Raw genomic sequence first — 14,891 nt, 5'->3', positions numbered from 1 at the left:
TACAGCAGTTCCCGCAGTATGGAAGTTGTTCCTGAACCGGGAACTGTTTCCTGTAAACGGGAACTTATCCTCTTACCGAAAAAGGAGCTATATATGGAAATGAAAAATATAAAAATCGGTGTTATCGCAGACGATTTTACAGGTGCGGGGGATGCGGCCAGCTTTTTAGAAAAAAGCGGTGCTGAAACCATAATGTACAACGCAGTTCCAAACGAGCTGCAGGTGTGTGATGCGGCTGTTATCGCTTTGAAAACAAGGAGCGTTTCTCCCCATGAGGCTGTTGCGGAAGCAAAAAAGGCTGTTGATTTCCTCAAGGAAAACGGATGTGAACGAATATATTTTAAATACTGCTCAACCTTTGATTCCACTCCTCAGGGGAATATCGGAGTCGTAGCTGATTTCTTGTTGGAATATCTGGCACAGCCCTTTACAATTCTATGCCCCTCCTTACCAGTGAATCATCGCATAGTAAAGGATGGAAATTTGTACGTCAATGGTGAAAAATTAAGTGATAGTCCGTTGAAAAATCATCCCCTGAATCCAATGTGGGATTCCTATATCCCCAATCTGATGAAGCCACAAAGCAAATACCCCTGCTTTATTATGCGGCAGAAGGAGCTTTGTGAGGGAGAATGGAAACAAACGATCCATGCGTTAAAATGCGAATATGAGAAGTTTTATATCGTACCGGATTATGAAACAGAGCAGGATGGAAAACGGATAGCGGAAGCGTTTAAGGATCTGCCTGTTCTTACCGGCGGCTCCGGGCTGCTTGCCCATGTCTTACAGAACGATGCTTTTTTGCATTCGGAAAAAAATCAGATACGGAAGCACGGGCGGACGATTCTGCTATGTGGAAGCTGCTCGGCTGCGACCAGATGTCAAATTGAGTATTTTCGAAAGCATCAAGGCTGCTGTTATCCTGTAAATGCAAACCGTGTGATGAATAAAGAGCTTACCGCACAGGATATTCTGACATATGCAAACCAACAGACACAGCCGGTGCTGATTTACAGTGATGCGGTGGAACGGGATATGCGAAAGCTAAAAAAGGATGAAGCCTTCTATCAAGCATCGAAATGTATAGAACAGATCATGGGGGAGATTAGCAGCGCTGCTTTGGCGTGCGGATATGAACGTATCGTAGTTGCGGGCGGAGAAACCTCCGGAGCTGTCATGCAGCAGCTGGGCTTTGATGGATTTTATATCGGAAAAAGTGTTGATCCCGGTGTTCCTGAACTGATTCCATTGAAGAATGAGCGTCTTACTCTTATTCTGAAATCCGGTAATTTCGGTGCAGAGGATTTCTTCATCAAGGCAATAGGAGGGAACACACATGAGTGAATTACAGGAAAAGCTGGATGCCGCTATCTGGAGTGCGCATACCTTGTTTCAAAAAGGACTTGTTGGAGGCTCGACAGGAAATATCAGCTTTCTCCATGAACATCGTATGTATATTTCAAGGAGCGGAAGCTGTTTTGGAAGATTGCGGCAGGAAGACTTCGCACAGGTGGATATGCAGGGGACTATTCTGTATGGAAAGCCAAGCAAGGAATATCCCATGCATTTGGCATTGTATCAAGAAAGCGAGGCGTATAAGGCGGTGATTCACACACACAGCTTTTATGCTACCGTACTGTCCTGTTATGCAGATGCGGAGTCTCATGTCAGGAACCTGTTTGCATATACTCCTTATCTGTTTATGCAAACAAAAGGAAATATCCCATGTGTTGCGTATGCGCCGCCGGGAAGTGATGCACTGTTTTGTCATTTCAAGGATAAAACGAAGACAAAACCGAAGATATTGCTGTTGAAACATCACGGAATCGTGGCAGGAGCAGAAGATGTGTATCATGCGTTTGATCTTATTGAAGAAATGGAAAGCAGTGCCCATGTATATGCGATGCTGAAAAGCTGTCCGGATGAGGATATCGATTTCATACCTCATTAGCTTACGGGCATATATGGCTAACGCTTGGAAATTAGAGCAATTCATAGAAATGCTGCTTGGTGTTACAGGGGTAGCTCTGGGACTTTCATTCATGATGAAATCCGGTCTTGGACAAACTGCATTGACAGCCTTTCTGCAATGTATTTCACTTATCAGTGGTATGAAAAGCGGCACACTTCTTATGTGCTTTTATCTGCTATGTGTTTTATTGCAGCTGCTGATACAGCGGAAGGACTTTGATAAGCTTCAGGTTTTACAGCTACCGGTGTGCTGGATTCAGGGAATTATCATCAATCTCACCTGCTATGATATAGCGTTTCTTGCGGATATTCGCCCTGTATCGTATCCTATGCAATGGGTGTTTCTGGCAGTGGGGATGATCCTTGTGTCCTTTGGTGTTGCGCTTACCATGGCTGCTGATCTTGTGAAACAGCCGTTTGAACAGTTGATTGTCGTGATTTCAAAAAAATATAAAAAGCCCTTCAATTTTCTGCGCTGCGGTGCAGATGCTGTCTTCATCACCTGCAGTCTGCTGCTTGTTGCTGTGTTTTCCCTGGATTTTACAATGCTGCGCGAAGGTACCTGGATCAGTATGCTTGTTTTGGGGAATACCATGGCTGTCTCCTTTCCTCTCATGCAGAAATGCTCTATCTGTTACCGACGAAAGAATGAAAAAAAAGAGGTGAGCTTATAGAGCAGCAGTATGAGGAAAGCCGCAGCTGTCCTGAATACAGAATTGTAGCTTAAAAACGGAACAATTAGGGAAAATTAGAAAAGGAAAAGGAGTATGCAAGGGACATCCCCTGTGAATACTCCTTTTTACGCGTAATCTGCTTGCAGATATAGACAGCTATTTTTCTACCTGTGCACAATTCAAATCCTCCAGCAGATAAAACAGCCGTACCTTGTCTTTTTCCGATAACTCAATTTTCGGGTTATACAGATAATGCTGCAAAACATCCGCATCCTTCAGCAGCTCTGAAATCGGTCCGTCATGCCGGTTCATTTTATCGGAATGCACCGATATAACATGGGTCAGTATCCGGATTTCCTCTTCACTGAATACCTCCATCTTCCCCAGCAGCAGCTTCGCATATTCCGCACTGCGCTGTGCATGACCCAGATGCGGACAATTCTGGGCGTAAAGTGCTATATCATGCAGCATGGCGGCAATACAGCACAGCTCCACATCCAGCTTTCGCAAAGTGGCCAGCATGGCTGCAGCCTGTGCAACACCGTACGTGTGGATATATGCAAATTTGCGTTCCTCTTCCTTGACAAGCTTTTGAATGACGGCATCCGTTTGTTCACGGATAAGTTCTAAGCGATCCATGACATCACATCCTTTCTTCTATTGTATCATTTCCGTACAGGATATGCACAGTCAAAAAAAAGGATCATGCACGAGGTCATGATCCAAGAACGGTTTTGCTTACGCTACAGTTACGTTAGCAGCCTGCTGTCCACGATCGCTTTCAACAACGTCGAAGTTTACAGCCTGTCCTTCTTCCAGTGTACGGAATCCGTCGCTCTGGATGCTTGAGTAATGAACGAAGATGTCCTTACCTTCATCAGAAGTGATGAATCCATAACCTTTTTCTGCATTAAACCATTTTACTTTACCTGTACTCATTTTAGTACCTCCTATACGTGTGTCAATAAGAAGCCCTCCAATGTATAAAAAAATCACAAAACTGGATATTCGTACATTGAAACACATAAATACAATTCCAGACTTGTGAAATCATAATTATTGCTTTTTATTACTCTTAAACAATATCACTTTCAAAACCGAAAGTCAATCATTATTTCGTGAATTGGAAGGATTTGTTTTTCTCTTTTTTCATGATTCATGTTTTTTTGTGTAAGCTGTTTCAGATTTTAATCTTTTGGGGTATAATATAGGCATACAAGAAAAGAAACGGAGGAATGTTTATGATCATACAGGATGAAATGCTGCGAGCTGCAATCGCCAGAACCCTGCAGATCGAGGAAGCGGATATCACAGAAAAAAAGCTGGAAGAGCTGATGACACTCTCTGCCAGAAGCAGTGGAATTATCTCTCTGGAAGGACTGCAATATGCGGTTAATCTGAAGTATCTGGACCTTTGCGGAAATGCCATTGAGGATCTGACACCGATCCGTGATTTGCGGGAGATTGAAGTTTTGAATCTGTCCAAGAATATGCTGCGTGACATTCAGGCGCTGAGGGAATTCCGGCAGCTGCTGCGGCTGGACATTTCACGCAATAACCTGTATACGATGGATATCAGTGCACTGGCCGGCATGATCAATCTGGAAGAATTGAATCTGGAACGCAGCAAGGTGGACAATCTGGTATATCTGGAAAATGTCAAGAAGCTGAAGAAGCTGTATGTCGGAATTGAAAACGGACCGTTCCCGCTCAGTATTCTCGGTATGCTGGATGAGCTGAAGGAGCTTCATATGAACAAGATGTGGCTGTATGACATTGCCGATCTGACCTATTTGAAGCACATTGAGGTTTTGGATGTATCGACCAATCTGTTCTGTGATTTATCTCCGTTGCAGTATATGAAGGATTCCCTGCGCAATCTGAATATTTCAAATTGTGAATATCTGCGTGATTTAAGTATATTGGAGGAATTTCCGAATCTGGAGGTCCTTGATATCTCCTTTGATCATATTAAGGATTTCTCATTCCTGAAGAAGCTGAAGAATTTAAAGGATCTTCGTGCTACGCAGAGCGGACTTTGTGATTTGCGTAATCTGAAGGGCCTGATCAGGATGGAGAAGCTGGATATCAGTGAAAACCGTGTGGAGCATACGGAAATTTTAAAAGAAATGAAGCTGCTTCGCTATTTTAAAGCCAGCTGCTGTTTCCTGAAGGACATCGACTTTTTGAAGAATGCAAAGGATCTGGTAGAGCTGAATGTCTTCAACAATCATATCAAGCATATCGAGGTTTTAAAGGGCTGTGAGCATATGACAACCCTGGATGTCGGAAACAACGATATTCGCAGTATTGATTCTCTTGAGGATATGATCAATTTGGAATGTCTGGGGCTTTCCCACAACAATATTTCTGATCTGACGCCATTAAAGGATTTAACCAATCTGAGTACGATTGATTTATACAACAATGTCATTACAGATCTTTCACCGCTGAAGAAGCTGATCAATTTAAGCTCCCTGCGGCTGGATCACAATGGCGTAATGGATTTATCCCCGCTGGAGGAATGTATATATCTGAGCTCCCTGACATTGAAGGCGAATTATGTAACAGATGTGACACCGCTGACCAGACTGAAGAATCTGTATGAGCTTCGTCTGGATGAAAACCCAATCGAGGATATCACAGTTCTTGAGGATATGGAATACTACGAGAAATTCTCATATTGAGACAGTCTGAAAAAATGTAAATTTCTTTGCTTTTGATTATGAATGAAGGCCTGCGTGTATACTGCTGTGTACCACAGGCTTTTCTGTGCTCATAAGCAGATAAAAGCTGCTGCGTCTTGTGAAACGGAGTTGAGGGAAAACGCTGTACATCTTTTCCTTTGCATAGCAAGGCAAAAAGAGAATATGGTTCTACTAAAGCCTTGTGTAGAGAGGGAAGGAGGCGTAAGCTAAAAGAGATCTGCACAATTGAAAAAAGGATATCTTCATAAGGCTTTTATCACTTGAAAACGTGCGAGATTCGTTGATAAGCTAACGAAATACCAGCCTATGAGCTCTGTATTTGTGCAGCCGAAGCTTTCTGCATTATCCCCCTTGACCTTCCCCTGAGGGAAAACTGTAAGATATAGGCAGAAACTGCGGAGGTAATTGCATGGAACAGATGAAAATAACAGAAATGGAAGCATTGATCAACAGGAATTACAAGAATATTTGTGGGATGAATGTATTAAAAAACGGTGTGTCCGTGTATGAAGCATACTTTCAGGGATGTACTTCCGAAAGCAGAATGCATGTGTATTCCGTGACCAAAAGTATTGTATCCATATTGCTGGGAATCGCAATGGATGAAGGGTACATTGTGGATGTGTCGCAAAGGGTTCTGGATTTTTTTCCGGAGTATGCAGCCCGGGAGAAAGAGTATGCAAAGGGTGAAGTAACACTGGAGGATGTCATCACCATGACAGCGGCATATAAATATAGAATTCCACCCTATATAAAATATTTTACAAGTGATGACTGGCTGCGGTTTTCACTGGAGCAGCTGAAGGGAAGGGGCGGGAAATTCCGTTATACACCGCTGATTGGACCGGATATTCTGACTGGTATTTTACAAAAGACAACCGGACAATCTGTGCTTGCTTTTGCACGTGAGAAATTATTTGCCCCGCTGCGAATTTCTGTGGAAAAGGAACTGATATTTAAAGATAAGGAAGAACAGATGGCATTCAATCAGTCAGCCTCCATCAGCGGTTGGGCAGCAGACGCAAAGGGACTGCAATCCGCAGGCTGGGGACTGGCGTTATCGGCAAAGGAAATGGCAGATATCGGGCAGCTGTATTTGAATGGCGGTGTATGGGAAGGAAAACAGCTGGTATCAAAGCACTGGATTGAGGAAAGCACAAAGGAGCACAGCCGCTGGAAAAAACGCAATCTGCCATACGGCTATTTATGGTGGATCGATGAGCAGAAAGACGGATTTGCGGCAATGGGGGATGGAGGAAACATTATTTATGTGAATACCGGAGAACAACTGGTTGTATCCCTCATGTGCAGATTTGATCCTAAAGCAAAAGACAGCATGGATTTGATTAAACAGCAGATCGAACCGATATTTAGAAAGTAAAGCAAAGCAGAGGCAAGCAGAAATAGAACAGCGATACAGTAAAAGAAAAGAATGCAAAATCCTTACGGACGCTTACCATCCAAAGGTTCTGCATTCTTTTTCAGCTACATGGATAATATTTGTTAAGCTATCGGTACAGCCGCAGGGGAACATCAAGGCTTCCCTGCAATAGTTGCCCTGTTATAAAGGGATTATCGTTTTACCTTCATCAGTTCACTGAATTCATCCAGTGTTTTTTCGAAAAAGGTGAAGGCATCGTCGTAGATACTGTCCACTCTCGGGTCAACACCGGCATGGATCAGCTCATCCAGCGGTGACTCGCTGCCACCCTTGGTGAGAAACTCCAGATACTCCGTTGTATCTCCGGCAAGTATCTTCTTCGCAAAGCTCAATGCCACCGACATACCCAAGGTATATTTATATACATAGAAATTGAAATAAAAGTGCGGTATGTAGTAACAATGATAGCGCTGCAGATCATCCACCTCAACAGCATCCCCGTAATACTGCCTGGACAGCTCCATGTACAGGGAGGTCAGCTTCTGTGAGGAAACTGCTTCTTTGTTTTCCAGCATGGCATACAGCTGCTTTTCGAATTCTGCGTACATCGGCTGCCGATATAGCGTGCCGACAAGCTGATTCAGCAGATTGGAAAGAAGATATGCTTTCTCTTCCTCACTATCGCTGTGATCCAGCAGATAACGGTTCAACAGAATCTCATTCACAGTGGATGCCACTTCGGCAACAAAAATCGTATACTGAGAAAGCATTGGCCGGTTATGGTGACGGGAATACCAGGAGTGCATGGAATGTCCCAGCTCATGCGCCAGCGTGCTCAGGGAAGGATAATCGTTTGTGAAATTGGTCAGTACATACGGGCGGGAATCATAGGTCCCCCCGGAATATGCTCCACCCTGTTTACCTGCACATGGCAGAAAGTCGATCCAGCGCTCCTCTCTTGCCTGATCCAGCAGTTGCACATAGTCTTCGCCAAGCGGTGCAAGGGCATGCTTGAGAATATCGAAGCTTTCATCGATGGAATAGGTGATATCCACCGCATCCACCAGTGGTATCTGAATATCGTACACATGCTGAACAGCAAGTCCGCTGACCTGCTTGCGAACCGCAAAGTAACGGTGAATGCCATTGATGTATTTTTCATTTGCCATGAAAAGCACCTTGTCAAACAGCGACCGGTCAACGCCGTCTTCAAACAGGGAGGCTTCCAGAGCATTGGAGAAATTGCGTAAACCGGCTTCGAATATCTGTCCCCTGGCATGCCCGCTCAACAGATTCATAAACACATTCTGATAGGTTTTATAGGCGGTGAAAAAATGTTCAAAGGCTTCCTTACGTACTCTTGGGTCACGGTTTTTCAGGAACTGCTGATAGGTTCCTTCATTCAGGAATTCCTCTTTTCCATCCACCAGAACAGGCTCGAACTGCAAACGGAAGCTTTCAAAGGTTTCCTGTGGATTGCGGATCAGCTCGCCCGCCTGTGCAAGCAAAGCCTCCTGTTCTTCATTCAGCCGGTGTGGAATCGTACGGAATACCTCTTCCATCGGGTAGCGGAAGTCCCGACAGTCATCCTCCAGCAGCCATTGCTCAATTTGTTCCCTGTTTTGAATCAGAAGTAAAGGCAGATTGGATAATGCCTGATTCACCTGCTGATACAGGGTATAGCTGCGTGCCAGATTTTCCTGGTTCTGCATATTTTCAGGGTCGACATCACTGCTCATCTTAGCATAGCTGATAAGATTATCCAGATAGCGCTCCAGTGTTTCCTGATGCTCCATAAAGCTGATGAAGCTGGCTCTGTCATCCGCAAGGGATGAGAGTGCAGCCTGCAATAATTTGATTTCCTTTTGTGCCAGTGCAAACTGAGCTTCAAAGGCCTCCTGATTTTCAAAGAGAAAGCGCAGATCCCAGGTCAGCTGTGAATCTATTTCGTTACGTTTCATGTATGATCACCTCATATAGTATTGTATGTCAAAAAAAAAGAAATCACAAGGAGGCGTGTGATTTCTTCCGTTTTCTTTCCTACAGCATATCATCTTCATCTTTTTTGTACTGCGATTTTTCCGTTCCTGCCTTCTTCCACGGCTTTTTCAGACGCAGATTCGGATGCCGTCTGCGGTATACAAAGAGTGTGAGGAACAGACATACAAGCAGTGCCAGCAGCAGACATGGCAACAGGACATAGCGAAGGATATAGTTCTTTCCGTTCAAGGCGATCGTATTCACCTCTGCAATATCGTCTGCTTCCTGTATGCTGCGCTGGTTTGCGGATACCAGAACATAGCTGCCAAGCTTTTCCGTTGTAAAGCGGATGCGGCTTTTACTTTGCTCGGTGGGAATCTGATAGACATCCTGCCCATCCACATAATATATATGATAGCGTTTGTTTTTGCTGTCCTTCGGCTTTTTGATAGAGAAGACAGCCTCCTGCTTCAGCTTCAGGGAGGAGAAATCATCCGTTCCTTCAATAGAGAAGGTTTCTTCAACAGTGGTTCCGTTTGCCCGGGCTACTTTTTTTGCAAGTGCCTGCTGCTCCTCATCTATGGAATCCTTTACCTTGAGGACAATCGTTTTTGGCAGGAAGGTATTGAGGAAACCGGTTTCCTGTATCCGTGCCATGGATAAGCCGGATACCTGCAGATCATGGCTGTCATCCTTAATGATGACACTGTAGCGGGGCTTCAGATTCTCCTGCAGTATCCGGTCGATAAGACGGATCTGCTCATTTGCGAGCGGTGTGAGAGGGAATGCAGTGACATCCTTGCGGAGCTGCTCCAGCTCCTGCAGAGCCTCCTCGTTTAAATCCGTTTTCCCGTCGTACAGCTTAATGACTGCCGCAGCTCGCTGCTGCATGTTTTCCTGCTTTTTCGTCAGCTCGTCGGATACCCTGATTTCATAATTCAGCGTACAGCCGGCATAGGTCACCTTCAGTGTTTTGGTTCCTGTCTTTTTGCTGGAGAAGCCCTCCACCATATCGGTGGTCATGGAAACCTCCTTACTTGTACCATCCGCAAAATCCACGCGGATTCTGCCATCACTGACATCGAGGGATTCATTTAAATCATAGGTGGTAAGCGGCATCTGTGTCAGCACAATCTGCTTGACATCCCTGTATGTTGCCTTGTAGGTCAACGGTTCCCCTGCGGGCTTTAGCTGTATATCCCAGGAAGAAAAGAGGGCATGATCCTTAACCGGTGCCTGGATCACCGGTGTCTTTCCGGTTTCCACCTGCAGGGTGATTTTCTTATCATTGGGATAAAATGTTCCGCCGTTCGCATCAAAGGTGATATCCACATAGGCTTTATCCTGTATGTGCTTGCTGTTGAGCACTGTGGAAACATCTTCTGCCTTCACGAAGCCATAGCTGTTTTTGAAATTGTAGCTTCCTTCCTGCTGCTTCTGCTCTTTGTCAAGGGAAGGGTCGCTTTGTACCCGATACCAGACGCCATCCCTGTTCTCCAGCTTTTCCAGCAGAATCAGGGCTGCATCATAGCCTTTTTTGATGCTGTATACGGCATCACTTTTTTTATCAGCGTTTTTATATATGGAAACACCGGTATTTTTCACGATACCAAGCGCATAGCGGTTGTGATCCCTGTCCCCCATGGCGTGATCCATTTCATAAAAGTACTGGGCTGCTTTTTCTCCCCAGTAGGGATCGGATGCGTAAGATACATTCATACCGCCTGCCTTGTTTCCGAAGAAGCCGCCGTGAAACTGAAACTGGCTGGGATTCATATACGCATTGGACAGGTAATGCAGGGCATGGGAGTATACGCTGCCTGAGGTGCTGGCATAGCGGGAGGCATTTTCCTCAACAGCGGAATCATAGGCAGCATGTCCGAACAGATTGTTGCGGGTGTAGGCGAGATAGCTTCTTCCCAGAGCACTTTCATTCTCCGCCAGTGAAAGCATCATCAGCGCATTTGCCCCGAATTGATTCTGATACTGGAAAAATGCAGCTTCCGCCTGTAAAAGCAAAGATTGCGTTAAAACATCATGGATATAGTTATCCTTATCGTAAAAGCCGGTTATTGTATGACGCAGAGCCAGCGTATCCTTCAGATACCGGTCCACATCCTTTTGTGAATAGGCACTGGTGGATCGATGATTCAGATACTGATAATAATTATAATAGGGGGCATTGGCATTCACCGCATGAGAAAAGCTGCTGTTTCGGTAATCTTCGATCATCATAGCGTAATCATCATAGAAATAATGGGTATCATAGCTATAGTAGGTAACGCCCTCCTTTAGCTGCTGCGGAGCGTTTCCCAGCTGCAGGATATTGTCATAGGCAGCGGTTGCGAGTGAGGATTTCAGCTGATGCTGCAGAGTGTTGTTTTTTACCGTAAATGAGGAAACATTGGGAACCTGCTCAATCGGATAGATGGTGACATCGGCTGCATCTGCCCATCCGGTAACACCGGACAAACGAAACTTTACCTTTTGTGTTCCGGGATTGTATTCCAGAAATGCCGCGTCAATGCCATAACAGCCGTTGGTATAGCCCTCTTCACCATTTTCATCATTTGTGTAGGTAATGTTCAGCGTGCAGTCTTTGGCTGTCGCAAATTCCACAACGCCCTGCTCCAGACTCAGGAAGCTGCTGCCATAGGTGATTGCGAGATTGTCATAGCTGCGTTTACGAAGTGTATAGAGAACTTTTGCCCTGGCATAGGTGTCACAGTCCTCAAGGATTGTATAGGTACCATCCTTTTCCACACTGACAATGTGATATGTTCCATCATCCTGCAGCGTCTTTTCACTGGCTGATACCGGAGTAAGGGATGCCGTGATCAAAAGGCTCAGCATAAGGATGTACAGTTTTTTCTTAATCATGTCGATAACCTCCACACATGTCTTTATTATATCGTACAATCGTGTGCAGGACATGTGAAAGTATAGAAATATATTGAAATTGTAAGATTTCATAATGCATATTTTATGAAAGGATAGCATAGATAGGATCCTTGTTAAATGCCTGCTCAAAGAGGATGCGTGATTGGAATAGGAATACAGGAACGCTTGATTGCTACGCTCAGAAAGCGGCATGCGGACATAAGCAGGTGGTATTCCGCCATCCTCTTCAACAAAGGAATTCATAAAGGCATAGGAGTTGACAGCAGAAAAGGCAGCTACTATAATAGGAATGTACCAGGGCACCCCCTGGGGGAGGTGAGAGGATGAACGATGAACGTAAAAAAGCACTTCAGAAGATAAAGACTGCACGCGGTCAGCTGGATGGTATCATTCGCATGATGGAAGAAGGACGCTATTGTATCGATATATCAAATCAGATTTCAGCATCGACGGCTCTGCTGAAAAAAGCAAATCAGCATATTCTGAGCGGACATTTGCACAGCTGTGTACTGACTGCTATTGAAGAAAGGGATGCAGAGGAAAAGGTCAGCGAAATCGAAGCTGTAATTGCGGCACTGCTGAAATAGAAGGAAGGAAAATCTTATGAACAAGACATATAGAATAGAAGGGATGCACTGCTCAGCATGTGCAGCCTCGGTAGAAAAAATATTGAAGCGTCAGCCGGCGGTAGAGGATGCTTCCGTAAATCTGGTTATGGAAGAAGCGGTGGTCAGCTTCACGGACGGCTTTGACGAAAAAGCGGCCATGCAGGCTGTGGAAAAGGGCGGCTTTCATATGAAGGAGCGCGATGCTGCCAAGCAGCAGACCTATCGTGTTGAGGGCATGCATTGTGCCGCCTGCAGTGCAGCTGTAGAGCGGGTATTAAACCGCTTTGAGGAAATTGAGCAGGCGAGTGTGAATCTGGTAATGAATACCGTGCGCATTACATTTACGAAAAAGAATTTCGAGGCGTGGGCAGCGGCAGTGAAAAAGGCCGGCTTCACGCTGCTGGAGGAAGCGAAGAAGACATATCGCATCGATGTGGATGGAATGACCTGTTCGTCCTGCAGCGCAGCGCTGGAGCATGCATTGAATAAAGCGGAAGGAATATCCGCTGTCAGCATCAACCTTGTCACAAATACGGCAACAGTGGAAGCAGACCCGCATAAAATCAAGCTGTCGGAGATTCTGGCAATTATTCAGAATACCGGGTATCACGGCACGCTTCATGTGGAGCGAAAGGAAGAAGCTGTGAAAAAGGATTCTACATCCATAAAAATTTATACCACCCTGGCTCTGGCCTTTATCCTTTTGTATATCGGTATGTCGCATATGCTGGGCAATATCCGGCTGCCGCTGCCGGATATCATTCATTATGACACACATCCCTTTCATTTTGCGCTCATCCAATTTCTTCTTGCGACAGTGATTCTCCTTCTGGGACGTCATTTCTTTACCAGAGGGTTTACAGCATTATTCCACAAGGCGCCCAATATGGATACGCTGGTGGCGGTTGGTACAGGGAGCGCCTATCTGTATTCCCTGTATTCTCTGATTTCCATTCTGCAGGGCAATCTGCATGCCGTTCACAGCCTGTATTTTGAATCTGCCGGTGTCGTTGTGGCGCTGGTGCAGTTTGGAAAGCATCTGGAAAGCATTTCGAAGAAGAAATCCACAGGGGCGATTTCTGCACTGCTGCAGCTGCGTCCAAGCAATGCGACATTGCTGAGAGACGGGAAAGAGGTGGAAATTCAGGCAGAGGAAATCACGATCGGTGATCTGCTTGTGGTAAAGCCGGGAGAGCATATTCCGGTAGACGGTATCTTAAAGGAAGGACATGCGAGTGTGGATGAAAGCATGCTGACGGGGGAAAGTATGCCGGTTTCCAAGCAGCAGGGGGATGCATTGATCCAGGGGACGATTGCACTGGATGCCAGAATCGTGATGGAATGCAATGCGGTTGAGGAGGATACCACACTTGCGAAAATCATCCGTATGGTCGAGGAGGCACAGGGCAAAAAGGCGCCGATTGCACGTATTGCGGATAAGATTTCCCTGTATTTCGTGCCAACGGTTATGGCGATTGCCTTTGTAGCAGTACTGCTCTGGTATCTTTCCACACAGGATTTTGCCTTTGCGCTGACGATCTTTGTCAGTGTGCTGGTTATCGCCTGCCCGTGTGCGCTTGGTCTGGCAACACCGACCGCCATCATGGTGGGAACCGGAAAGGCGGCACAGTTCGGTATCTTTATGAAGAGTGGAGAGGCACTGGAAACAGCGAGCAGTATTGATACAATTGTGTTTGATAAAACCGGAACACTGACAATCGGTAAGCCGGTTGTAACCGATATCGCAGCCAAGGATGAGCAAAAGCTTCTTTCCATTGCGGCATCTCTGGAGGCAGGAAGCCGTCACCCGCTGGCAACGGCTATTCTGGAAAAAGCGAGGGAAGAAAATATCAGCGGTTCTGCGTTAACGCATATTGAAACACATAACGGGCGCGGTCTCAGCGGTATTCGGGATGATACGACATGGTATGCGGGAAGCCGCACCTTTCTGGAGCTGGCAGGAGCTTCCTGTGATGCATATGCCGCACAGGAGCTGGCCTGGCTGCAGCAGGGAAAAACAGTCGTATGGATCGGCACGTCTTCTCATATATATGGGATTATTGCCATTGCAGATCAGCTGAAGCCGCAGACGAAAGATGTCATACGACGTCTTCGTCAACAGCAAATCGATGTGGTCATGCTGACAGGCGATAATGAAATCACAGCGGCAGCGATTGCGGAAGCCGCAGGAATCGAACATGTGATAGCACAGGTACTTCCAGATCAAAAGGGGGAGGAGGTCAAAAAGCTGCAGGCACAGGGGAAAGTCGTTGCCATGGTCGGGGACGGCATCAACGATGCAGTCGCTCTGACACAAAGCGAGGTCGGCATTGCCATCGGAAGCGGCAGTGATGTTGCGGTGGAGAGTGCTGACATCGTATTGGTGAAGGATAATATTCAGGATGTGGAGACGGCAATCCGTTTATCTAAGGCAGTTATACGCAATATCAAGCAGAATCTGTTCTGGGCATTCTTCTACAATACGCTGGGTATCCCGATTGCGGCCGGTGTGCTGCATCTGTTTGGCGGACCGCTGCTGTCTCCGGTATTCGCAGGTGCTGCGATGGCGTTCAGCTCAGTGAGCGTTGTCAGCAATGCGCTTCGCCTTCGTAACTTTACATGAGCTTATACAAAATGCTTTTATCATACGAATGACTATATGCTCTGC

Annotated in this window: 11 protein-coding genes; 7 read left to right on the top strand and 4 right to left on the bottom strand. The window is 45.8% G+C overall.

Features of this window, described 5'->3' with window-relative positions:
* Nucleotides 1-93: 93 nt before the first annotated feature.
* The 3 genes from otnK to KSZ58_RS13610 are packed head-to-tail and all read left to right on the top strand — an operon-like array spanning nt 94 to nt 2,645.
* Entirely contained in the window at nt 94-1,344 is a 1,251-nt protein-coding gene (otnK, locus tag KSZ58_RS13620; protein ID WP_009270889.1) for a 3-oxo-tetronate kinase, read from the top strand.
* Nucleotides 1,337-1,951 carry a class II aldolase/adducin family protein gene (locus KSZ58_RS13615; RefSeq protein ID WP_009270888.1) on the top strand — a complete coding sequence of 205 codons (615 nt, stop codon included), beginning with the start codon at nt 1,337-1,339 and terminating at the stop codon, nt 1,949-1,951. The genes otnK and KSZ58_RS13615 overlap by 8 nt, the downstream gene beginning before the upstream one ends.
* 13 nt (nt 1,952-1,964) lie before the next feature.
* Nucleotides 1,965-2,645: a hypothetical protein gene (locus tag KSZ58_RS13610; RefSeq protein WP_224727308.1), complete on the top strand. Its 681-nt coding sequence runs from the start codon at nt 1,965-1,967 to the stop codon at nt 2,643-2,645.
* 156 nt (nt 2,646-2,801) lie between these two features.
* Here KSZ58_RS13610 and KSZ58_RS13605 read toward each other — a convergent pair whose 3' ends face one another.
* Both KSZ58_RS13605 and KSZ58_RS13600 read right to left on the bottom strand, forming a co-directional pair.
* A complete protein-coding gene (locus KSZ58_RS13605) occupies nt 2,802-3,284 on the bottom strand; it encodes an HD domain-containing protein (RefSeq protein WP_065531964.1) in 483 nt (160 codons plus the stop codon).
* 99 nt (nt 3,285-3,383) lie between these two features.
* On the bottom strand, nt 3,384-3,584 hold the full coding sequence (locus KSZ58_RS13600) for a cold-shock protein (RefSeq protein ID WP_002609517.1): 201 nt from the start codon (nt 3,582-3,584) through the stop codon (nt 3,384-3,386).
* Nucleotides 3,585-3,886: 302 nt separating this feature from the next.
* On the opposite strand from KSZ58_RS13600, the gene KSZ58_RS13595 reads away from it, so the two are divergent.
* Together KSZ58_RS13595 and KSZ58_RS13590 are read left to right on the top strand one after the other, a co-directional pair.
* Nucleotides 3,887-5,332 (top strand): leucine-rich repeat domain-containing protein, encoded by a 1,446-nt coding sequence (locus KSZ58_RS13595; RefSeq protein ID WP_021420468.1) that lies wholly within the window; start codon nt 3,887-3,889, stop codon nt 5,330-5,332.
* 430 nt (nt 5,333-5,762) lie between these two features.
* Nucleotides 5,763-6,734: a serine hydrolase gene (locus KSZ58_RS13590; protein ID WP_009270884.1), complete on the top strand. Its 972-nt coding sequence runs from the start codon at nt 5,763-5,765 to the stop codon at nt 6,732-6,734.
* Between the two features lie 191 nt (nt 6,735-6,925).
* Here the strand turns inward: KSZ58_RS13590 and pepF are convergent, their stop codons facing one another.
* Nucleotides 6,926-8,695, bottom strand: coding sequence for an oligoendopeptidase F (gene pepF, locus KSZ58_RS13585; RefSeq protein WP_009270883.1), 1,770 nt, complete (start codon nt 8,693-8,695; stop codon nt 6,926-6,928).
* Between the two features lie 79 nt (nt 8,696-8,774).
* Nucleotides 8,775-11,594: a glucosaminidase domain-containing protein gene (locus KSZ58_RS13580; protein ID WP_009270882.1), complete on the bottom strand. Its 2,820-nt coding sequence runs from the start codon at nt 11,592-11,594 to the stop codon at nt 8,775-8,777.
* A 344-nt stretch (nt 11,595-11,938) separates the two neighbouring features.
* Between KSZ58_RS13580 and KSZ58_RS13575 the strand changes: the two genes are divergently transcribed.
* A complete protein-coding gene (locus tag KSZ58_RS13575) occupies nt 11,939-12,202 on the top strand; it encodes a metal-sensing transcriptional repressor (protein ID WP_008816846.1) in 264 nt (87 codons plus the stop codon).
* Nucleotides 12,203-12,218: 16 nt separating this feature from the next.
* Complete coding sequence (locus KSZ58_RS13570; RefSeq protein WP_009270881.1) at nt 12,219-14,846, top strand: heavy metal translocating P-type ATPase; 2,628 nt, start codon at nt 12,219-12,221, stop codon at nt 14,844-14,846.
* Nucleotides 14,847-14,891 lie beyond the last annotated feature (45 nt).

It is taken from the genome of Erysipelatoclostridium sp. DFI.2.3 (assembly GCF_019132535.1).
GTDB lineage: Bacteria > Bacillota_I > Bacilli_A > Erysipelotrichales > Erysipelotrichaceae > Clostridium_AQ > Clostridium_AQ innocuum.
Note: the sequence above shows the minus strand (reverse complement) of the source record. Positions and strands in the feature narration are given on the sequence as shown.

Excerpts from the sequence above, each read along its gene's own strand:
- KSZ58_RS13610 (WP_224727308.1), top strand. The coding sequence starts at position 1,965 with ATGGCTAACGCTTGGAAATTAGAGCAATTCATAGAAATGCTGCTTGGT.
- KSZ58_RS13600 (WP_002609517.1), bottom strand. The coding sequence starts at position 3,584 with ATGAGTACAGGTAAAGTAAAATGGTTTAATGCAGAAAAAGGTTATGGA.
- KSZ58_RS13580 (WP_009270882.1), bottom strand. The coding sequence starts at position 11,594 with ATGATTAAGAAAAAACTGTACATCCTTATGCTGAGCCTTTTGATCACG.
- otnK (WP_009270889.1), top strand. The coding sequence starts at position 94 with ATGGAAATGAAAAATATAAAAATCGGTGTTATCGCAGACGATTTTACA.
- pepF (WP_009270883.1), bottom strand. The coding sequence starts at position 8,695 with ATGAAACGTAACGAAATAGATTCACAGCTGACCTGGGATCTGCGCTTT.
- KSZ58_RS13605 (WP_065531964.1), bottom strand. The coding sequence starts at position 3,284 with ATGGATCGCTTAGAACTTATCCGTGAACAAACGGATGCCGTCATTCAA.
- KSZ58_RS13570 (WP_009270881.1), top strand. The coding sequence starts at position 12,219 with ATGAACAAGACATATAGAATAGAAGGGATGCACTGCTCAGCATGTGCA.
- KSZ58_RS13615 (WP_009270888.1), top strand. The coding sequence starts at position 1,337 with ATGAGTGAATTACAGGAAAAGCTGGATGCCGCTATCTGGAGTGCGCAT.
- KSZ58_RS13590 (WP_009270884.1), top strand. The coding sequence starts at position 5,763 with ATGGAACAGATGAAAATAACAGAAATGGAAGCATTGATCAACAGGAAT.
- KSZ58_RS13575 (WP_008816846.1), top strand. The coding sequence starts at position 11,939 with ATGAACGATGAACGTAAAAAAGCACTTCAGAAGATAAAGACTGCACGC.
- KSZ58_RS13595 (WP_021420468.1), top strand. The coding sequence starts at position 3,887 with ATGATCATACAGGATGAAATGCTGCGAGCTGCAATCGCCAGAACCCTG.